Below are 19,959 nucleotides of genomic sequence, written 5' to 3'. Positions count from 1 at the left end.
CACCACTCATCGCAGTCGCACTGAAACTAGCAGTAATTGTCTTACGGCTCCTGAGCCGCTTCGAGTTCGTCGACGACCATCGCCGCGCCTTCGGCGTGAAGCGGCTGTGCCGGGTGTTGAAGGTGTCCCGCTCGGGGTTCTACCGGTGGCTCAAGGCAGCGCCGGCCCGAGCGGAGCGGGCGGCGGCCGAAGCGGCACTCGCCGAAGAGATCAGGCAGATCCATGGCGAGTTCGACGGCACCTACGGCAGTCCACGCGTCACCGCCGAGTTGCGAGCCCGGGGCCGCCGGGTCAACCACAAGCGGGTCACGCGAGTGATGCGCCGCTCCGGCATCGTGGGGCTGCACCTGCGCAAGAAAGTGCGTACCACGGTGCCGGAACCTTCGCAGCAGAAGGTGCCGGACCTGATCCGGCGGGACTTCACCGCGCCGGCCCCGAACCGGCGCTATGTCGGTGACATCACGTATCTGCCCGTCGGCGAGGGCCGGTTTCTGTATCTGGCGACCGTGCTGGACCTGGCCTCACGCCGGCTGGCGGGCTGGTCGATCGCCGATCATATGCGCACCGAGCTGGTGAGCGACGCGCTGCGGGCCGCCGCCGCGACCCGGGGCAGCCTGCACGGCACGATCTTCCACGCCGACCACGGGGCCCAGTACACCTCTGCCGAGTTCGCCGCCGTCTGCGAAGAGCTCGGCGTGCGCCAGTCCATGGGAGCCGTCGGGTCCAGCGCCGACAACGCCGCCGCGGAGGCATTCAACGCTACGTTGAAACGCGAGACGCTGCAGGGCGCCAAGCGGTGGTCCTCGGCACGCGAGGCCCGCCTGGCCGTCTTCAAGTGGATCACCCGCTACAACACCCGCAGGCGACATTCCACCCTCGGCTACCTGAGCCCGATCGACTACGAGCAGCAGACCATCGATAGGGTGCTACTCGCCGCATAACACCCGTGTCCACACTTCGGGGCGAGCCCCCAAGAACCGCGGCGTCGGCGATGCGCTGATGGTGGTCTGCGATGGCCTGAAGGGGTTGCCGCAGGCCATCGAGAGCATCTGGCCGCAGGCGGTCGTGCAGACGTGCGTGGTGCATTTGCTGCGGGCATCGTTCCGGTACGCCGCCCGCCAGCACTGGGACGCTATTGCCAAGGCGCTCAAGCCGGTCTACACCGCACCGACCGAGGCCGCCGCTCTGGAACGGTTCTACGAGTTCGCCGAGCTCTGGGGCGGCAGGTATCCGGCGATCGTGAAGTTGTGGGAGGACGCCTGGGCCGAGTTCGTGCCCTTCCTCAACTTCGACACCGAGATCCGCCGGGTGATCTGCTCGACCAACGCCATCGAGTCGGTGAACGCCCGCATCCGGCGGGCGGTCAAGGCTCGCGGCCACTTCCCCAACGAGCAGGCAGCGCTCAAGTGCGTCTACATGGCGATCATGAGCCTGGACCCGACCGGCAAGGGCCGCAAACGCTGGATCACCCGCTGGAAAGCCGCTCTGAACGCCTTCGCCATCACCTTCGAAGGCCGCCTGACCCCGACCACCCGATAGAACTAGTCAAGATCGAATCACACCGTTCACTGGACAGACCCGACACCGGCGGTAGCACGATCCTGAGCGGATCGCGGCGGTGGCTCGTGTTGGACCGGGGCGCTACCTCCGTTCGCGCCGAGAGTCCTCGCGTCAAGCTTCCACGCCCGGCCACCGGGCTCGGTCATGATGGGCGTGATCACGGTCACGCGCTGGGCCAGGCAGGCGGCTGCGACCCGGTCGCTGTGCCGCAGCAGCGTGATGAGCAGACCGCTCCAGCGCGGCGGCCTCGGTCGGCACGGTGAGACCGGCTTGAGCGACGGGCTCAAGGGCCTGTCGCAGGCCATCGGGAGCGTCTGGCAGCAGGCTGTCGTCCAGACGTGCGTCGTTCACATGGGCTGATCGACCGTGCCTCATCTGGATCCTCCAGCAGAGTGGCTCAAGACGTGAGCCGGCTGGAAGCGACTGGCAACGGCGGCTCGCCGGCTGCCCGGCCTGCTGGCTGTCCGGCTGGGACGCTGGTCGGTGTGCGGGTCGTGGTCAGCCACAGGCCGGTGAACACGGCGCAGGCCAGGGTCACGGCGCCCGCTGTGAGGAAGGCGCTGTTGAGGCCGGATTCGAAGGAGGCGCCGCCGGACTCGCGCGCGTGGACGATCGCCCCGAGCACCGCCACGCCGAGCACCGCGCCGATCTGCCGGGTGGTGCTGCTGACGCCCGAGGCGAGGCCGCCTTCTCGCGGGCTGACCGCCTGCATGGCGGCACCGGTCAGCGGCGACATGGCGAGCGCGAAGCCGGCGCCGGTGAGCGCCAGCCGCCACCACACGTTGCCGTAGCCGGTGTCGGCGTGGACGAGGCCCAGCGCCAGCAGCCCCAGCCCGGCCAGCGCCAGGCCGGCGCTGACGACGATCCGGAAGCCGTACCTGGCCGCGAGCCGGCCCGCGAACGGGCTGACGATCACCATGGCCAGCGTCATGGGCAGGGTCCGCAGCCCGGCGACCAGGATCGAGGTGCCCTGGACGGAGACGAAGAACTGGGAGAAGAAGAACGACGACCCCATCAGCGCGGACCCGACCACGACCATCGCGGTGTTGGACACCGTGAACAGCCTCCGGCGGAACAGCCGCAGCGGCAGCATCGGCGTCAGCGCGCGGCCCTCGACCACGACGAACGCGGCCAGCAGCACCAGCCCGGCGGCGAAGCTGCCCAGGATCACCGGTGAGGTCCAGCCGCGGGAGCCGCCCTCGATCAGGCCGTAGGTGACAGCGCCCACGCCCACGGCGGACAGCAGCGTGCCGGGCACGTCGATGGGCGGCGCGTCCAGGTTGCGGGACTCCTTCAGCATCCGCAGCCCGGCCAGCAGCAGCACCGCCCCGATGGGTACGTTGACCAGGAAGATGGCGGGCCAGCCGAAGGTCTCCACCAGGATCCCGCCCGCCAGCGGCCCGGCGGCCAGGCCGATGCCGCTGAGCCCGGCCCACAAGCCGATCGCTCTGACCTGCTGTCTCGGGTCGGGGCAGCCGACGGTGAGCAGCGCCAGGGAGGCCGGGCTCAGCGCCGCGGCCCCGACGCCCTGCAGCACCCGCCCGGCGATCAGCCAGCCGAGGGAGGGCGCGAGCGCGCACACCACGGAGGCGGCGGTGAACACCACCACCCCGGCCAGGAACACCCGCTTGCGGCCGAACCGGTCGGCGAAGACGCCGCCGGACAGCAGCAGCATGGCCACCAGCAGCACGTAGGCGTCGACGATCCACTGCAGGCCGGTCAGCCCGGTGTGCAGCCGCTGCTGCATGTCGGGCAGCGCGGCGCCGACGATCGTGTTGTCGAGCAGCACCATGAACTGACCTGCGCAGGTCAGGCCGAGCAACGCTTTCGCTTTCACCGACATCCTTACCTAGAGAACTGATGACACGATCTTGAACGCGGTCCCCGACCAGGTGATGGGGTCGCGCAGGCGGTGGCGCCGGGCACGCCGGGTGAGTTCCTGTACGTCCTCGACGGTCTGACCAACATCGACGCCGGGCCGGAACCTGAGGTGGGACCGCCAGCTCGGACGGTTCTCCCGAGTCAGGGTCGCCGGCCGGTGTGGGCGGTGATCGTTGCTGCGAGGGGCGGCACGATCGCGAGGGGCAGTGCGTGACCGAGACCGGGAACGGTGACGAGTGTGGCACTGGGGATGGCGCGCGCCAGCCGGGTGGCGTGCGGGGGCGGCGTGACGGGATCCTCCGGCGCGTCGATCACCAAGGTGGGCACAGAGGTGTTCGCGAGTTCGGCCCCGCGCTCCATGCCGGACTGGTCGGCCAGGGCATGGGCGGCGGGGCTGTGCCAGGTGCCGCTGTGGGCGGCGATCCGGCGTTCGAGATCGGCGAACTCCTCGTCGTCGAAGGGCAGGACGCCGCCGTTGAGGACCCTCCAGTGCTCCACGCGCCACCGCAGCTCCGTCTCGGGGTCGCGCTCTTGGCCGAGCTCCGCCCACAGAGCGAGCAGCCGGGGGTCGGGCCCGGGCAGGTCCTCGTCGCAGATGCCGGGGTCGGGGGCCGCTCCGCCGAGCAGCGCGGAGCCGAAGATCGTGGCGCTCATCAGCCGGTCCGCGTGGTCGAGGAGAAGCAGTTGGACGAGGGTGCCGCCCAGCGACATCCCGACCACGTGAGCGCGTGCGACGCGCAGCGCGTCGAGGACCGCGACCGCGTCGTCGGCCAGCGCCCGGACGGGGTAGGGACGCTCGTGGAAGGCGTGGGTGGAGCGTCCGGTGTCGCGGTGGTCGTAGCGGACGACGAAGTGGTCCCGAGACAGCAGCTCGACCAACTCCTCGGGCCAGCCCAGCCCGCTGGTGTTGGCTCCCATCACCAGTAACAGGGGAGGACGCCCCGGATCGCCGGCCGTCTCCACCCAGAGCCGATAGCCGTCCGCGACATCCACGAAGGTCTCAGTGCGGCGAAGTCCGCCGGTCTGGGGGTTGGTCTCTCTGTCCATGGTTCACTCCTCATGAGTTGGCGCCCCGGCCACGGTGCGGACCTGAGCCGGCCGCGGCAGCTCGGCCGAGGTGTACCGTCGGGGGCCGCGGTCAGTCGGCGGTTCAGGGAGCGGGGACGGCGTGTTCGGCGGCGCGGCTGACCTGCTCCCAGCCGGCCCAGGTCGCCATCCGCCGGTGGGAGATGTCGAAGGCCAGGTCGTAGACCATGCTGCCGAGCAGGAGCCGCAGCGGCGGGTCTTCGCTGTCGACCAGCTTCAGCAGCGCCTCGGCGGCCAGGCGCGGCTCGCTGTCGATCGAGCCCTCGGCCCACTGCTTCTCCAGTTCGGCGCGCAACGGCGCGTACTCCTCCAGCGGCGACGTCATGGTCATGCTGGTGTACAGGTCGGTCCAGTAGCCGCCGGGCTGGACGATGCTGAGCTTGACGCCAAACGCCGCGGCTTCCATGGCCAGGGCCTCGCTCATGCCCTCCAGCGCGAACTTGCTCGCGCTGTACATCCCGGTGCTCGGGAAGCCGCCGAGAGCGGCGATGCTGGAGACCTGCACGATGTGACCGGACCTCTGGGCACGCAGGTGCGGCAGGACGGCCTGGCAGACCCACATCGCGCCGAACAGGTTGACCTCCAGTTGGGCGCGCGCCTCGGCCTCGGTGAACTCCTCGATCATGCCTGAGGACATGGTGCCGGCGTTGTTGACCACGATGTCGAGCCGGCCGAAGTGCTCGACGGCGGTGTGGACGGCGGCGAACACCGCGTCGCGGTCGGTCACGTCCAGGGCGAGGGTGAGCAGCCGGTCTCCGTACCGATGGTCGAAGTCCTGCGGCGTGATGGTGCGGGCGGCGGCGACCACGTGATCGCCGCGCTCCAGCGCCGCGACGGCGAACGCACGGCCCAGGCCGCGGCTGGCTCCGGTGATGAACCAGGTGCGGGAAGAGGCGGTCTTCGCGGTGCGCATGAACGGAACTCCGATCGGTTGTTCGTCTACTGCGAGACGATCCGTCTCGTCTTGACGAGAAGTGACCATACTGGCCTTTCATCTGCCTGTCAAGACGGACCGTCTCGTCTCATTTGATTTGATCCGCGCCACGACGAGCCCCTGCCGAGTACGTCCACCGGTGCGGGCGGATTCGATCCGCCAGGCGAAAGGTGGGCGGGCGCGGCATCTATCAGCACGGCACGTATCGTGCCGATAAGGATGATGGCCTTGCGGGGAAACGATGTCAAGCACGGCACGTGCCGTACCGATAAGGTGGCGTTCATGAGCGACACACCCCGCCGGCGCGGCGCCGACCGGACCGAGGCCATCATGCGGACCACGCTGGAGCTGGGCCAGGAGATCGGCTACGCCAAACTCAGCATCGAAGCCGTCGCGGCCCGCGCCGGAGCCGGGAAGCACACCATCTACCGGCGGTGGCCGTCCAAGGGCGCGCTGCTGCTGGACTCGCTGCTGTCATTGAACGAGGCAGGCCTGGACTATCCGGACACCGGGGACATCGCCGCCGACCTGCGGGTGCAGATTCACGCGGCCGTCGATCTGCTTGCCGGGCCGCCCTTCGGGCCCCTGTTCCGGGCGCTGATCGGCGAGGCTCAGCACGAGCCGCAGGTCGCCGCGGCGCTCAACGAGCGGTTCATCGGCCCGCAGGCGGACAAGACCGTCGCCCGGTTGAGGGCGGCCCGGGATCAGGGGCAGTTGTCGCCGCAGTTCGATCTGGAGCTGGCGATGGCGATCCTGTCGGGGCCGCTGTACTTCCAGCTGCTGATCACGCAGGAACCGCTGACTCATGAGTACGTCGACCGGATTCTCGACGCCCTCTTCACCGGGATCGGCCCCACCCACGCATCTTGACGAAGGCCGCCGTCCAGTACGCACCACGCACGCTCAGCCACGACACGGACACCGCTCAGCGCGGATGATCGCCGACCCGACCGGCTCCAGCGTGGTCACATACCTCACGCGGCGCTGCGGCGCACCCTCACCGAATCCGGTCCCGCTCGCGGCCGACGGGACGATGCCGACGCCAGACCTCGCCAGTGCTCGGGCGACCTCGCTCCGGGAGCCTCAAGGATGGCGCAGCCGAAGCCGCCGTCCTCGGGAAGCCGGCGGTGGACGTCAGGAGGACGCGTGATGACGCTCGACTGCCGTCATGGTTCGAGCGACGTCGCCCGCGATGATCGCGTCCACCAGTTCGACGTGCACGTCCAGTCGTAGGCGGAGATAGTCATTGTCGCGATTGTCGTCGGGGTCGGCGTGCTCCGACAGGTTGGTGATGAACCGCGTCATGCTGAGGTAGACGGCTTTGGCCAGGTGATTGGGACTGATTTCGGCGATCCGCTCGTGGAGGGCCCAGTTGGCCCGCATGAAGCGGTCCGTGCTGGTCGTTGCGCGCTTGAGAGCGGTGAGGTGCTTGCGCAGGTCCGAGATGTCCTGCCGGCTGCGGTGCTGAGCCGCGTCCGCGGCGATCAAAGGCTCCAGGGCCTCGCGCACGGCGATGGCGTCGGCCACGGTGGTCGGCATCTTCCGCACAGTCAGCAGCGTGTGCCGGAGCCGCACGATCGGGTTGGGCTGTGCTACGAACAGGCCACCGCCGCGACCGGGCCGGATCTCGACACTGCCGCGATCGTTGAGCAGTCGCGCGGCCTCGCTGATGGTCGCACGCCCATAGCCGGAGAGGTCGCGGAACTCTTCCATCGTGCCGATCAGATCGCCGGGGCCCAGGCCGCGTTCGACGATCATCGTCTCGATGTCCGCGGCCAGCGCCTCCGCGCGGGTCAGGGGGTCAGCGGTAACCACGCGAACAGTTCTACCAGATTCCTAGCCATTCCGGCAGCCGGAGGGTACGCTCCGGCGATATACATAACACCCCAAACATCCGGGTGGTTATAGTTGTCGGCTAGCCTGCTGGCCTGCGACTTCGTCCACACCAAGGAGGTTGCGATGAACCGTGTGCTCGTCAAGGGCGGCACCGTGCTCACCATGGAGCCGGGTGACCGACCGCGTCTGGCCGACGTGCTCATGGAGGGGGACGTGATCGCCGCGGTGGAGCCGGGGATCGAGGCCGACGCCGAGGTGATCGACGCTACCGGGACCATCGTGCTGCCCGGGCTCGTGGACACGCACCGGCACGTCTGGCAGGCCGGGCTGCGCGGGCTCACCGGGGACTCCGTGCTCAAGGACTATTTCCGTAGTGTCAGGTTCCAGGCTTCCGCGGTGTACCGGCCCGAGGACATCCGAGTGGGCAACCTGGCGGGCATGCTCGAGGCCATCGACGCCGGTGTCACCACAGTGCTGGACTTCTGCCACGCGGTCAGCACGGCCGAGCACGCGGATGCCGCGATCGAGGGCAGCGTGGAGTCCGGCATCCGCACGCAGTTCGCCCTCGGCTTCAGCGACGTGCCCGGCCAGGACGAGACGCTGGCGAGCGCCGAGGGCCGGCTCGCGCTGGCGGCGAGGCTGCGTGAGGGACGGTTGGCCTCGGACGACGCGCTGGTCACCCTTGGGATCGCGCTGTCGGACCTGCCCGAGGTGGGCATCGACCGCATCCGGACTGAACTGACGGGCGCACGGCGGCTCGGACTGCGCAGTACCACCAACGGCCTGGCGATCTTGTTCCACGAGCCGGTGGACGACCTGGCCGTCTTCGACGAGGCCGGGCTGCTCGGTCCCGATCTGGTGTGGGTGCATCTCAACTACGCCACCGCCGAGCAACTGCGCATGGTGGCCGACTCCGGCGGCTCCGTGGCGACCTGCACCGAAGCTGAGATGGCCATGGGCATGGGCCGCCCCGCCACCGAGCGGGTGCTGGAGGCCGGCGGGCACTGCACATTCGGCTGCGACGTCACGACGTCCGTCTCCGGCAGTCTGCTCCAGCAGGCCCGCACCGCCATGCAGGTGGGACGCCTGCTGGCCGCCGACGAGGGCATGGCCGCCGGACGAGCGCCCGAATCTGTGCCTCCGTCGTGCGAGACGATGCTCAAGGCCGCCACCATCTGGGGTGCCGAGGCGCTGGGGCAGTCCACGCGTATCGGGAGCCTGCGGGCGGGCAAGCAGGCCGATGTCATCCTCGTCCGCGCCGACTCCGTGAACACCGCGCCGGTGCACGACCCGTACGCCACCGTGATCACGCAGGCGCATCCCGGCAACATCGACACCGTCATCATCGCGGGCCGGATCCGCAAGCGGGCCGGCGCGCTGACGACCGAGTGGGGACCGGTACGCGAGGCACTGGAGAAGTCGAAAGAGTACGTGGCGGCGACCGTGGAGAAGAACGGCGGGTTCTTCCCCGACCCTCCGCTGTTCCTGCCCTGGTAGTTCGGAAGGAATGCCGTTCATGCACCTGGTCACAGCCGCACAGGCGGTGCCCTATGACCCGCCTGGCCACCACGACGTCGCCGCCCGCCGCCTGCAAGGACTCGACGCGGGCGGCCCCGGCGGCTTCTCCGTCGGGTTGTCGCACTATCCCCCCGGTTCGACGGTCGACTCCGCGCCCACCGCGGCCGAGACCGTCTACGTCGTCCTGTCCGGCGAGCTGGAGCTGACCTGCGACGACCGGGTGGTCACCCTCGGCCGGCACGATTCGGTTCACCTCACCAAAGGCGAGGTGCGGTCGCTGCGCAACGCCTCAGGCGCCGACGCCACGCTTCTGGTGGTGCTGCGGCCATGACGGAACTGCCCCGCTACGACGACCTGCCGCCGGCACCGGATGGAGGCCGCAGCGCCTGGGGCCTGTTCGGCGAGCAGGACCAGCTCGGCCTGGTCAACCTGCTGACCCCGGAACGGGTCGCCGCCGCCGCCAAGCTGGTACGCAAGGGGGCTGGTTTCCCGCTGGACGCGCCCCTCGGCATGTTCTCCCCGCCCCTCAACAGCAACAGAGGCAATCCTCGTCACCATGTCATCGCCCAGCCGGGCGGCATCGGCTTCGACGACGTCTGGGACAACGTCTACCCGCAGGCGGGCAGCCAGTGGGACTCCCTGGCGCACATCGGATACAGCCGTCAGGTGTACTACAACGGCGCCACCTCGGACGACATCGTCTCCGGCCGCCGCAACACGATCGACCGCTGGGCCGACCACGGCATGACCGGCCGGGGCGTCCTGCTCGACATGCCCGCCGCGATGCGGGCTCTGGGCCGTCCCTATGATCCCGGCACCACGGTCGAGTTCGGCCCGGACGAGCTGGAGGCGGCCCGGCGCTTGGCCGGCGTCGACTACCAGGTCGGCGACATCCTGCTGCTGCACACCGGCTTCACCGGCTGGTACGCCGACCAGCCCGATGACGTGCGCAAGCGGCTCCCGCGGGAGCTGCGTGCGCCTGGCCTGGCGCACTCGGAGGAGGTGTGCCGCTACCTGTGGAACGCGCACTGCGCCGCCGTCGCCTCCGACACCTTCGCGGTCGAGGCCTGGCCCGCGGACACCAGCCCGCAGGCGGCGCCGTTCGGTTTCATCCATCAGATGCTCATCGGCAGCTTCGGCATGGCCCTGGGTGAGCTGTGGTGGCTGCGCGACCTGGCCGAAGACTGTGCGGATGACGGCGTGTACGAGGGGATGCTCGTCAGCGTGCCCACCCGAGCGCCCGGCGGGATCGCCTCCGCCCCCAACGCAACATTTCTGAAATAGGGCGTAACGCGCTCTTGACCCGCAGGTCACGGGCAGGCACACTCGCTTAAAACATCCGAACCTTTAGGCGGGTTTCGGGTTTCGGGGGGCTCGCGGCTTCTCGTCCGGCGCCTGGCGCCGCATCATCTGGGAGACATTCGTGCCTGACATCTACGACGTAGCGATCGTCGGTTACGGGCCTGCGGGCGAGGTGGCGGCTGCCACGCTCGGCGCGGCCGGACACCGAGTGGTGGTGTTCGAGCGGCATAAGGAGCTCTATCCGCTGCCGCGCATGGTCACCTTCGACGGTGAGGCATGCCGGACCGTCCAGGCCACCGGCTCGTCCATCGACAAGGCGCTCAGCACCGCCGTGCGACTGGACGCGTGCCACTTCGGCGACGCCGCCGCCGAGCCCCTGCTCAGCATCGACTGGAGCGGCAGCCAGTGCGGCTTCCCCGCGCACTCCTCGATCTTCCAGCCGGACGTCGAGGCGGTCGTGCGAGAGAAGGTCGACACGATGCCCAACGTCGAGGTGAACCGGGGCACCGAGGTCTGCGGCCTGACGCAGCATGACGACTTCGTCGAGCTCACGGTGCGCCCCAAGAAGTCGACCGACCCGGCCGAGCAGCGGACGGTCCGGGCCCGTTACGTCATCGGCGCGGACGGGACAGGCAGCTTCGTGCGGGAGGCGGCCGGCATCACCATGCGCGACTACGGGCTGCACGAGCGCTGGCTCAACTTCGACATGAACAAGCTCCGCGACCTGCCCGAGCGGTTCGACCGCCTCATCATGATCATGGATCCGAAGCGGCCGCACATGTACATGCCGCTCGGCACCACCCGCCAGCGCTTCGAGATCCGCCTGCACGAGCACGAGGACGAGACGGCGATGTACGACCCGCAGGCGGCCTGGGACTTCCTGCGCGAGGAGCACGGCCTCGGCGAGCAGGACATGTCGATCTGCCGCCAGGTCGTCTACCACTTCTACACGCGCGTGGCCGAGCGGTGGCGCACCGGCCGGGTCTTCATCGCCGGCGACGCCGCTCACACCATGACCCCCTACATGGGTCAGGGCGGCTGTTCCGCCATTCGCGACGGCCGCAACATCGGCTGGAAACTGTCACTCGTGCTGTCCGGCGCCGCGAGCGAGGAACTGCTGGACGACTACCAGGCCGAGCGCGAGCCCCACGTGTCGGCGATCGTGTTCGCCAGCGACGCGCTGTCCCGCCTGGTCAACATCGTGGACGAGGACGAGGCGGCGCAGCGCAACCACGCCATGCGCAACAACCTCAACCCGCCCCCGCCGCCGTTCCCCAAGCTCGAGCACGGTGTCCTGCACCGCGAGTCCGACGGCTCGATCGCCGCGGTCACCGGCTCGCTGTCCCCGCAGGGCCGTCTGCGCAAGGGTGGTGTGGAGGGCCGCGGTGACGACCTGCTCGGTCACGGATTCCAGCTCATCGCCCGCCACGCCCCGCAGCTGTCAGCAGCGCAGTTGCACACCCTGGAGGCGATCGGCTGTTCCGTCGCCGTCCTGGAGGACCCGGCCGACCCGAACGCGGTCACCGACCTCGACGGCGTCTACAGCCGGTTTCTCAAGGACCACCACGCCGACGCCTACATCACCCGCCCCGACTGGTACGTCTTCGGCGTCACCCTGGCCTCCGGCCTGCCGGCGTTGGTCGACGAACTGGCCGCTCGTCTCCATCTGACCGACGAAAGGCAGCCCGCGTGACGCACGTGCGCATCGAGTCCGACATCGAGTACGCGAAGGCGGACGGCGTCTCCCTCGCACTCGACCTTTACCTGCCCACCGTTGACGGCCCGGCGCCTGTCGTGCTTTACCTGCACGGCGGTGGATGGCAGGTGGGCGACAAACGTGACGGCGCCACCGAGCGGCTGGAGCTGCTCGCCTCCTATGGCGTCGCCGTCGCCTCCGCCAACTACCGCTTTGCCGCGCAGGCGACATATCCGGCCCAGCTGCACGACGTGAAGGCCGCCGTGCGCTGGCTGCGCGCCAACGGCAGGCGGTACGGTCTCGCCGTCGAGAAGATCGGCGCCTGGGGCGCGTCCGCCGGAGCGTACTTGGCCAGCATGATCGGGCTGACGGCCAAGAACGTCGAACTGGAGGGCTCGGTCGGCGACCACCCTGATCAGCCCAGCCATGTGGACGCGGTCGTCCATTGGTTCGGCCAGAGCGACCTGTGGGCCAACTCCCGCCGTACCTGGCTGGAGAAGGAGATCCTCAACCCGCCGTTCGAGGGTCCTCTGCTCGGCCTCGGCGACGTGTCCGAGAATCCCGCCGCGGCCCGCGCCACCAGCCCGCTCACCTGGGCGAGCGCCGACGCGCCACCGTTCCTGATCGCCCACGGCGACCGGGACCGGGTCACCCCGGCTGCCGAGAGCCTGGCCTTGCATGACGCGCTCGTCCGCGCCGGAGCCCAGTCCACGATGATGCTGCTCGGCGGCGCCGGGCACGAAGGCGAGGAGTTCGACCGCCCCGGCCACCTGCGGCTCACCGCGGCGTTCCTGCTCAGCCATCTCGGCGACGCCAGGTGACTCCGCTCCCGCACCAAGTGCTCAGCGTCAACAACGCCGGCCCCGAGAACATGACGCCGTCCTCGGTCGAGGGCCCCTTCCACTCGCCGGCGCCCGCTCGCGAACGGGGCGCGTGGATCAGCTTCGGTCCCGAGCGCGAGCGCGGCGTGCCCACCGTGGTCCATGGCCGCGTGCTCGATTGCGACGGCACCCCGCTGCCCGGCGCGGTGGTGCAGCCACCCGGTGGCCGCCGACGGCACCGGCGGCAGGCTGCCGCATGCCATCGGCCGCCATCCAATGCGCCCCGCCCACCTGCACTACCGGGTCACCGCCGCCGGCTGCCGGCCGCTGACCACACGCACGTGTTCCTGGCCGTCAGTGAGACTCGCCGGAGTCCGGCTCCCCGGAGACGACCTCGTACACCTCGCCCGTCCGGACGGCGACACCGTGCGGATCGTGACCGACGTGACGCGCTTCTGGGCCGACGCCCGGGGCTGGACGGCCAAGGCCGCCCAGCTCACGGGCGAGGCCGTCCCGGTGCGGGAGGTGAGCTTCGCGCCTCCGGTGCCGCCGTCGGCGCGGGTGATCTGCGTAGGGCTCAACTACCGCGCGCACGCCGCCGAGGGCTCGTTCGACGTGCCTGAGCATCCGACGTTGTTCGGCCGCTGGACGGCCGCGCTGAGCGTCGGCGACGTCGTCGCCACCGGCACCCCCGACGGCGTCGGTTACGTCCGCACCCCGCCATGGCTGCTGAAACCAGGAGACGTGGTGGAGGCCGAGATCGACCGGCTCGGCACCCTGCGAACCCCGGTCGTCAGCCGCGACCCACAGGAGAACTCACGATGACCATCGCCCATTGGATCAACGGCAAGCGCGTGGCCGGCACGAGCGGGCGCACCGCACCGGTCACCGACCCCTCGACCGGCGCCATCACCGGCCAGGTGGCGATGGCCTCCACCCGCGACGCCGACACCGCCATCTCGGCGGCCGCGGCGGCCTTCCCGGCATGGCGCGACACCTCGCTCACCCGCCGCACACAGATCATCTTCGCCTTCCGTGAGCTGCTCAACGCCCGCAAGGGCGAGCTCGCCGAGATCATCACCGCCGAGCACGGCAAGGTGCTGTCCGACGCCCTCGGCGAGATCACCCGGGGGCAGGAGGTCGTCGAGTTCGCCTGCGGCATCCCGCACCTGATCAAGGGCGAGTTCACGGAGAACGCTTCCACCCGCGTGGACGTGTCCTCCATCCGCCAGCCGGTCGGCCCGGTGGCCGTCATCAGCCCTTTCAACTTCCCTGCCATGGTGCCGATGTGGTTCTTCCCCGTCGCGATCGCCGCCGGGAACACCGTGGTGCTCAAGCCCAGCGAGAAGGACCCGTCCGCCGCGCTGTGGATCGCCGAGCTGTGGACCGAGGCCGGGCTGCCCGACGGCGTGTTCAACGTACTGCAGGGCGACAAGGAAGCAGTCGACGCGCTGCTCGTCTCGCCCGCGATCAAGGCGGTCTCCTTCGTGGGGTCCACGCCCATCGCCCGCTACGTCTACGAGACCGCCACCTCCCACGGCAAGCGGGTCCAGGCCCTGGGCGGGGCCAAGAACCACATGGTCGTGCTGCCCGATGCCGACCTCGACCTGGCCGCCGACGCTGCGGTCAACGCCGGTTACGGCTCGGCCGGTGAGCGCTGCATGGCTGTCAGCGCACTGGTCGCGGTCGGCGATATCGCCGACGATCTGGTCGCCAAGATCGCCGAACGGACGGTCAAGCTCCGCACCGGCGACGGCATGACCGGCGTCGACATGGGCCCGCTCATCACTCGCGCCCACCGTGACAAGGTCGCCGGCTACATCGCCGAGGGCGAGAGCGCCGGCGCCCGGCTCGTCATCGACGGACGGAAGGTGGAGGCCGAGGGCGAGTCCGGCGGGTTCTGGCTCGGCCCCACGCTGTTCGACAACGTCGGCACCGACATGAGCATCTACACCGATGAGATCTTCGGCCCGGTCCTGAGCGTGCTCCGCGTGGACACCTACGAGGAGGCGGTCGAGCTGATCAACGCCAACCCGTACGGCAACGGCACGGCGATCTTCACCAACGACGGCGGCGCAGCCCGGCGCTTCCAGAACGAGATCGAGGTCGGGATGGTCGGCATCAACGTGCCCGTCCCCGTCCCCATGGCCTACTTCTCCTTCGGCGGCTGGAAGAACTCGCTCTTCGGCGACCTGCACGCCCACGGCATGGAAGGCGTCCGCTTCTTCACCCGCGCGAAGGTCATCACCAGCCGCTGGCCAGACCCCAGCCACGGCGGAATCAACCTCGGCTTCCCGGAGAACACGTGAGCCCCGGACCACTCGCCGGGATCGTCGTGACGGACCTCACGCGGGCCCTGGCCGGTCCGGGGCAGTCGGTATCGACGCCCGCCTTCACCACCCATGTCAAGCGACATCCGCTGGTCACCGGCCCCGGCCCACGCGCTGACGGATGAACTGTCGACGGGTGAAATCCGGCTATGTCCGTAGACCGCAAACACGGCTGGATGGACTGTGAAATGCCTGTTGCGACACCGGCTTGGGCGCGCAGGTCAGGCTGTCACGTGTAACCGGCGAGCATGCGGACGTTAGCATCGTCCCGACGAACGGACAGCGGGACGAGGGCAGTGTGGCGGACCAGAAGAAGACCAAGCGCCGCATCACCAGCGTGGACGTGGCACGGGAGGCGGGGCTGTCTCGGGCCACGGTCAGCTTTGTCCTGAACGACACGCCGGGCCAGTCCATCCCCGAGGCCACCCGGCAGCGGGTGCTGCAGGCGGCGGCCCGACTGGGTTACACGCCCTACGCGCCTGCCCGTACCCTGCGCAGCGGCCGCAGCGACGTCGTGCTGTTCGTCCTGCCCGACTGGCCGCAGGGCCACACCGTGGCGGAGCTCGTCGATCGGGCCGCGCAGGTGCTGGCCGGCGCCGGGCTGACCCTCGTCACCCACGTGCACACCGGCCAGGACGACGACCTCGCGCGGCTGTGGACCGCACTCGCCCCGGCGGCCGTGTTCGGCATGCGGCCGTTCACGGCCCACGAGCTGGCCGGCATGAGGCGCGCGAACATCGCGGCCGTGCTGCCGTCCCCGGAGCAGAGCGGCCACGATGTCGGCTCGACACTGTGGCTCAATGGCGTGGGCCGGCTCCAAGCGCAGTACCTGATCGGGAAGGGGCACACCCGGCTCGCCTACGTCCTGCCCGACGACCCCCGGCTGAGCGCACTGGGTCAGGGGCGTGCCGAGGGAGCGGCCCAGGTGTGCGCGGAGGCCGGCCTGCCGGTACCGATCGTCTCGACCATCCCCCTGGACACCGCCGCGGCGGCCGAGACGGTGGCAGGCTGGCGGCAGCCGCCGACCGCCGTGTGCGCCTACAACGACGAGGTGGCCCTGGCGCTGCTGGCCGGCATGCGGAAGCTGGGCACGAGCCTGCCCGTGATCGGCGCGGACGACATCCCGGCGGCCCGTTTCGCGCTCCCGCCGCTCACCACGGTCGCCCAGGACAGCGGCGAACTCGGCGCGCGCATCGCCGCCGCCCTGCTCAGGGCGCTGAACGGCGAGCCCTCACAGCTTGACGTGCTGCCGGATGCCGGCATCCGGGTGGTCGAGCGCGAGTCCGCCTGAAGGTGCCGGAGGCGTTCCCCGGCGGCCGTGACCTCACAGGCTTCCCACCGACCGTGATCGTGAACTCCGAGCGGGACAGCCTGCGCGCGTCCGCGCCCTGGACCGCCTGCACGCCGAGCGGCCCGTCCGGCTGCAGCATCGGGGCGGCTCGCTGTGGATGCTGAACACCGCCGCGATCCGCCTGCTTCGTCTTGACGGAAGCGACGACACGGGCATCGAACGCGCGGCCGACGGGCGGCCGACCTGCCGCCTCTGGCGTGCCGACCACTTGCTGCGTGGCGCTCGGGAATCGCCGTACCCCCACCTGGCCGCCGTGGCTGGCGTACTGGCCCGCTGGGGCGTCACGGCGGTCACCGACGCCGGCCCTCGCGGAACTCGTGGCCACGATCCTTTCCGCGCACGCACGAGCACAGCCGGTCGCCCTGGTGCCGGACTGGTGTCTGGGCCCCCTGCGGACGCATGGCCTGCGGGTGGTCACTCAGCCCGCGTTCCTGGCCGATCGCGGCGAGGACACGATGGCGGGCACTGGTCCTGTTGCGTGGAGGGCTGCGCGACGTTGCAGGTCACATGTGGGCGCCGCCGTCGACGCGGATCTCGGTGCCGGTGATGAACGCGCCGTCGTCGGAGACGAGCATGGCGACGACGCCGGCGACGTTCTCGGGGCCGGGCAGGCCGTCGCTGATGGCCGAGGTCAGCTTGAGGAAGAGGTTCCAGTCGGTGTCCTCCGGTACGAGGGAGCCGATGTTGTTGGTGATGCCGCTGCTGATGCCGCCGGGCACGACGTTGACCGCGCGCAGGCCCTGCTTGGAGTACTCCAGGGCGAGGCTGTGGGTGAAGGAGGCGATGCCGCCCTTGCTGGCCGAGTAGGCGGCCATGAACGGGTGGGCGTAGAAGGCGGCGGTGGAGCTGAAGTTCACCACGACGCCCCGGCCGGACTCCAGCAGGGCCGGCAGGGCGGCCCTGGTCATGAGGAAGGTTCCGGTCAGGTTGACGGTGATGATGCGGTTCCACAGCTCCAGCGAGCAGTCGTGGGTGTGCGCGCCGCGCAGGATGGCGGCGGTGTTGACCAGGGCGTCCAGGCCGCCGAGCCCGCTCACCGCTGAGGAGACCACCTCGGTGACCGAGCCTTCGTCGGAGATGTCGACGGAGGTGACGGTGAGCCGGTCGGCGGTGCCCTGCTCGGTCGCCAGGGCGAGCGTCTCCTTCAGGCCGTCCTCGGCGATGTCCGCGGCTACCACGCGGGCGCCTTCGGCCAGCAGTCGCAGCGCGGTGGCTTGGCCGATTCCGGAGGCGGCGCCGGTGATGAGGATGCGGCGGTCGGTGAGTCGCTGCATGGAAGTGTTCACTCCGTTTCAGTTGATGGTGCAGGTCAGAGGGAGGTCGGAGGCGGAGCGGCCGATGCGCAGCCGGTGCGGGCGCTCCTGCGGGACGATGCCGATCCGTACCGTGATCGTCTGTCCTGGTGCGGCTTCGGCGGCGGCGAAGCCGGCCAGGCGCAGAGCGCCGTCCTGCTCCAGATACGCCTGGACGACCTCGCAGCCCGGCCGCTCGCCGGTGTTGCGGAGCGTCACCCGCACGGCGTCGTCCGCGGTCTCGGCGCGCAGGTACTCCCAGGTGGTGTAGGACAGGCCGTGGCCGAACGGGAACAGCACGCCCTCGGGCCGGTAGGCGCGGTAGCCGATGCGGTCGCCCTCGGCGTAGTCGAGCACACCGTCGACGGGCTGTGTGGACAGGACCGGGACGTCGGCCTCGGCGGCGGGGAAGGTGGTGGGCAGCCGGCCGCCGGGTTCGGCGCCGGTCAGGACGTCGGCGATGGCGTCGCCGCCTTCCTGGCCGGGGAACCAGGCCCACAGCAGCGCGGCCGGTTCGTGCGCCCAGGGCATCAGCCACGGCGCTCCGGCGTTCACCACGACCACGGTGCGCGGGTTGGCCGCGCAGACCTGGCGGACCAGGTCGTCCTGCCGTCCGGGCAACGCCAGGCCGGTGCGGTCGAGGCTTTCTGTCTCGGTGTCGGCGTCGCTGCCGACCAGCACGATCGCCACGTCGGCGGCGCGGGCCGCCGAGAGGGCCGTCTCCAGTTCTTCTTCGTCGGTGCCGCGCGGCGGTTCGTAGCCGAGCCCGGTCAGGGTGACCGGGTAGGGCAGGTTGCGTTGCGGGCTGATCAGCAGCTCTATGTCGATCGGGCCCGCGCCGGCGGTGAAGGTGAAGGTGTGCGAGGGCGGGTTCAGCAGCAGGGCGGCGATGTCGTCGCCGTCCTGGAGCCGTTCATGGGACTGGTCGGCGTGGCCGGGGACGCGCAGGATGTGGCGGCCGGTGCCCAGGACCGACAGCCGGTGCAGGCCAGCGGCCGGCAGGGTGAGGCGGGTGCGTACGGCCAGCTCGGCGACCTCGTCGGCGAGGATGATCGGGAACCACCAGGGGGCGGGGTCGCGGTGCTCGGCCGTCAGGACGGTGCCGTCGGCCCTGCGGTGCTCCAGCCGTACGCCGTGCTCGCCGGTCTCGGGGTCGGTGGCCATGGCGGCGGGCAGGGGCCGCAGCTTGGCGTGGGGGAAGACGCCGGCGTGGACGGTGATCTCGGTGTCCTCGCCGAGCACCCGGCGCAGCCCTTCGAGCGGCGCGACCACGTGCTCGGGGGTGACGTGGGCGCTGCCGCCGCCCTGGGCGGTGAACCGCACCGCGTTCGGCCCGATCAGCGCGACCTTGCGCAGGCCCGGCCGCAGGGGCAGCAGGCCGTCGTTGCGCAGCAGGACCGAGCCGCGGATCGCCAGCTCGCGCAGGCGGTCGCGGACGTCGCCGGGGACGGGCGGGGCGGGGGTGGCGGGGACGCCGTCGAGAGCGCCGGTGCGCGCGGCCAGCCGCAGGATCCGCAGCACCTTGTCGTCCACGACCCCGGCAGGGACGCGGCCGTCCTCGACCGCCGCCACCAGCGCGTCCCCCCATGGCCCGTCCGGGCCGGGCATGACCAGGTCGAGCCCGGCCAGGGCGGTGGCCTCGCAGGACCGGGCGGCGGTCCAGTCGGAGACCACCACGCCGTCGAAGCCCCACTCCTGTTTGAGCACGCCGGTCAGCAGGTCGCGGTGCTCGGTCATGCTCTCGCCGTTGACGCGGTTGTAGGCGGCCATCACCGCCCAGACTCCGGCCTCGCGCACCGCCGCCTCGAACGGCGGCAGATACACCTCGCGCAGCGTGCGCTCGTCGATGCGGGCGTCGTAGGTCATCCGGCCGGTCTCGGAGTCGTTGCCGACGAAGTGCTTGACGGTCGCCGCTACTCCCGCCGACTGCACGCCCTGGATGAAACCGACGGCGATGCGGGCGGTGAGCAGCGGGTCCTCGGAGTAGCACTCGAAGTGGCGGCCGCCGAGCGGCGAGCGGTGCAGGTTGACCGTGGGGGCGAGCAGGACGTGGACGCCCATCTCGCGGGCCCGCGCGCCCATCAGCCGCCCGGCCTCGTAGGCGGTCTCCTCGTCCCAGGCCGCCGCCAGGGAGGTGGGGCTGGGGAACAGCAGTGAGGGCGGGGTGTCAGCGCCGAAGGAGGTGCCGCGCGGCCCGACGGGGCCGTCCGACAGGGCCAGCGCGGTCAGCCCAGCGGACGGCACCGGGGTCAGTGTCCAGGCGTCGGCCCCGGTGAGGAGGGTGACCTTCTCCTTGAGGGTCATGGCGGCGAGGCGGCGCAGCAGGTCCGCCTCATCGATCAACGGCACGGT

General features: G+C 70.5%; 18 protein-coding genes and 1 pseudogene. 12 read left to right on the top strand and 7 right to left on the bottom strand.

Going from position 1 to position 19,959, the window contains the following annotated elements; all coding sequences use genetic code 11:
* Positions 1-8 precede the first annotated feature (8 nt).
* Positions 9-941: an IS3 family transposase gene (locus tag MF672_RS42725; RefSeq protein ID WP_302893397.1), complete on the top strand. Its 933-nt coding sequence runs from the start codon at positions 9-11 to the stop codon at positions 939-941.
* 31 nt (positions 942-972) lie between these two features.
* Positions 973-1,539: pseudogene (locus MF672_RS42720) on the top strand (IS256 family transposase); the annotation flags it as partial.
* Positions 1,540-1,565: 26 nt separating this feature from the next.
* Here MF672_RS42720 and MF672_RS52335 read toward each other — a convergent pair.
* The gene (locus MF672_RS52335) at positions 1,566-1,739 is read right to left on the bottom strand and encodes a hypothetical protein (RefSeq protein ID WP_407654811.1); all 174 of its coding nucleotides are present in this window, start codon (positions 1,737-1,739) and stop codon (positions 1,566-1,568) included.
* On the opposite strand from MF672_RS52335, the gene MF672_RS42710 reads away from it, so the two are divergent.
* On the top strand, positions 1,714-1,920 hold the full coding sequence (locus MF672_RS42710; protein WP_407654801.1) for a transposase: 207 nt from the start codon (positions 1,714-1,716) through the stop codon (positions 1,918-1,920). The two genes, MF672_RS52335 and MF672_RS42710, sit on opposite strands and share 26 nt — an antisense overlap.
* 37 nt (positions 1,921-1,957) lie before the next feature.
* Here MF672_RS42710 and MF672_RS42705 read toward each other — a convergent pair whose 3' ends face one another.
* The 3 genes from MF672_RS42705 to MF672_RS42695 form a co-directional block, all read right to left on the bottom strand.
* The gene (locus MF672_RS42705) at positions 1,958-3,397 is read right to left on the bottom strand and encodes an MFS transporter (protein WP_247815720.1); all 1,440 of its coding nucleotides are present in this window, start codon (positions 3,395-3,397) and stop codon (positions 1,958-1,960) included.
* A 185-nt stretch (positions 3,398-3,582) separates the two neighbouring features.
* Positions 3,583-4,488, bottom strand: a complete 906-nt coding sequence (locus MF672_RS42700) for an alpha/beta fold hydrolase (protein ID WP_242381283.1) — start codon at positions 4,486-4,488, stop codon at positions 3,583-3,585.
* 103 nt (positions 4,489-4,591) lie between these two features.
* Positions 4,592-5,440: an SDR family oxidoreductase gene (locus MF672_RS42695; protein WP_242381284.1), complete on the bottom strand. Its 849-nt coding sequence runs from the start codon at positions 5,438-5,440 to the stop codon at positions 4,592-4,594.
* Between the two features lie 303 nt (positions 5,441-5,743).
* On the opposite strand from MF672_RS42695, the gene MF672_RS42690 reads away from it, so the two are divergent.
* Positions 5,744-6,331 carry a TetR/AcrR family transcriptional regulator gene (locus tag MF672_RS42690; RefSeq protein ID WP_242381285.1) on the top strand — a complete coding sequence of 196 codons (588 nt, stop codon included), beginning with the start codon at positions 5,744-5,746 and terminating at the stop codon, positions 6,329-6,331.
* Between the two features lie 264 nt (positions 6,332-6,595).
* On the opposite strand, the gene MF672_RS42685 is transcribed toward MF672_RS42690, so the two are convergent.
* On the bottom strand, positions 6,596-7,276 hold the full coding sequence (locus MF672_RS42685; protein WP_242381286.1) for a FadR/GntR family transcriptional regulator: 681 nt from the start codon (positions 7,274-7,276) through the stop codon (positions 6,596-6,598).
* A 144-nt stretch (positions 7,277-7,420) separates the two neighbouring features.
* On the opposite strand from MF672_RS42685, the gene MF672_RS42680 reads away from it, so the two are divergent.
* The 8 genes from MF672_RS42680 (at position 7,421) to MF672_RS42645 (ending at position 16,255) form a co-directional block, all read left to right on the top strand.
* Positions 7,421-8,794 carry an amidohydrolase family protein gene (locus MF672_RS42680; RefSeq protein WP_247815719.1) on the top strand — a complete coding sequence of 458 codons (1,374 nt, stop codon included), beginning with the start codon at positions 7,421-7,423 and terminating at the stop codon, positions 8,792-8,794.
* Positions 8,795-8,813: 19 nt separating this feature from the next.
* Positions 8,814-9,146 (top strand): cupin domain-containing protein, encoded by a 333-nt coding sequence (locus MF672_RS42675; protein WP_242381288.1) that lies wholly within the window; start codon positions 8,814-8,816, stop codon positions 9,144-9,146.
* Positions 9,143-10,099 carry a cyclase family protein gene (locus tag MF672_RS42670; protein WP_242381289.1) on the top strand — a complete coding sequence of 319 codons (957 nt, stop codon included), beginning with the start codon at positions 9,143-9,145 and terminating at the stop codon, positions 10,097-10,099. The genes MF672_RS42675 and MF672_RS42670 overlap by 4 nt, the downstream gene beginning before the upstream one ends.
* A 139-nt stretch (positions 10,100-10,238) precedes the next feature.
* Positions 10,239-11,810, top strand: a complete 1,572-nt coding sequence (locus tag MF672_RS42665; protein WP_242381290.1) for a bifunctional 3-(3-hydroxy-phenyl)propionate/3-hydroxycinnamic acid hydroxylase — start codon at positions 10,239-10,241, stop codon at positions 11,808-11,810.
* Positions 11,807-12,634, top strand: coding sequence for an alpha/beta hydrolase (locus MF672_RS42660; protein WP_242381291.1), 828 nt, complete (start codon positions 11,807-11,809; stop codon positions 12,632-12,634). The genes MF672_RS42665 and MF672_RS42660 overlap by 4 nt, the downstream gene beginning before the upstream one ends.
* A 435-nt stretch (positions 12,635-13,069) precedes the next feature.
* Entirely contained in the window at positions 13,070-13,459 is a 390-nt protein-coding gene (locus tag MF672_RS42655) for a fumarylacetoacetate hydrolase family protein (protein WP_242381292.1), read from the top strand.
* Complete coding sequence (locus tag MF672_RS42650; RefSeq protein WP_242381293.1) at positions 13,456-14,943, top strand: CoA-acylating methylmalonate-semialdehyde dehydrogenase; 1,488 nt, start codon at positions 13,456-13,458, stop codon at positions 14,941-14,943. The genes MF672_RS42655 and MF672_RS42650 overlap by 4 nt, the downstream gene beginning before the upstream one ends.
* 319 nt (positions 14,944-15,262) lie before the next feature.
* On the top strand, positions 15,263-16,255 hold the full coding sequence (locus MF672_RS42645; RefSeq protein ID WP_242381294.1) for a LacI family DNA-binding transcriptional regulator: 993 nt from the start codon (positions 15,263-15,265) through the stop codon (positions 16,253-16,255).
* Positions 16,256-16,818: 563 nt separating this feature from the next.
* Here the strand turns inward: MF672_RS42645 and MF672_RS42640 are convergent.
* The gene (locus MF672_RS42640) at positions 16,819-17,589 is read right to left on the bottom strand and encodes an SDR family NAD(P)-dependent oxidoreductase (RefSeq protein WP_242381295.1); all 771 of its coding nucleotides are present in this window, start codon (positions 17,587-17,589) and stop codon (positions 16,819-16,821) included.
* A gap of 18 nt (positions 17,590-17,607) precedes the next feature.
* Positions 17,608-19,956, bottom strand: a complete 2,349-nt coding sequence (locus MF672_RS42635; RefSeq protein WP_242381296.1) for a glycoside hydrolase family 3 protein — start codon at positions 19,954-19,956, stop codon at positions 17,608-17,610.
* Positions 19,957-19,959: the final 3 nt, after the last annotated feature.

The organism is Actinomadura luzonensis (genome assembly GCF_022664455.2).
Lineage (GTDB): Bacteria > Actinomycetota > Actinomycetes > Streptosporangiales > Streptosporangiaceae > Nonomuraea > Nonomuraea luzonensis.
This window is presented reverse-complemented; position numbering and strand designations above follow the sequence as displayed.

Bases quoted from the DNA above. Each gene is read 5' to 3' on its own strand.
- MF672_RS42640 (WP_242381295.1), bottom strand. From the start codon at position 17,589: ATGCAGCGACTCACCGACCGCCGCATCCTCATCACCGGCGCCGCCTCC.
- MF672_RS42700 (WP_242381283.1), bottom strand. From the start codon at position 4,488: ATGGACAGAGAGACCAACCCCCAGACCGGCGGACTTCGCCGCACTGAG.
- MF672_RS42650 (WP_242381293.1), top strand. From the start codon at position 13,456: ATGACCATCGCCCATTGGATCAACGGCAAGCGCGTGGCCGGCACGAGC.
- MF672_RS42670 (WP_242381289.1), top strand. From the start codon at position 9,143: ATGACGGAACTGCCCCGCTACGACGACCTGCCGCCGGCACCGGATGGA.
- MF672_RS42690 (WP_242381285.1), top strand. From the start codon at position 5,744: ATGAGCGACACACCCCGCCGGCGCGGCGCCGACCGGACCGAGGCCATC.
- MF672_RS42680 (WP_247815719.1), top strand. From the start codon at position 7,421: ATGAACCGTGTGCTCGTCAAGGGCGGCACCGTGCTCACCATGGAGCCG.
- MF672_RS42675 (WP_242381288.1), top strand. From the start codon at position 8,814: ATGCACCTGGTCACAGCCGCACAGGCGGTGCCCTATGACCCGCCTGGC.
- MF672_RS42695 (WP_242381284.1), bottom strand. From the start codon at position 5,440: ATGCGCACCGCGAAGACCGCCTCTTCCCGCACCTGGTTCATCACCGGA.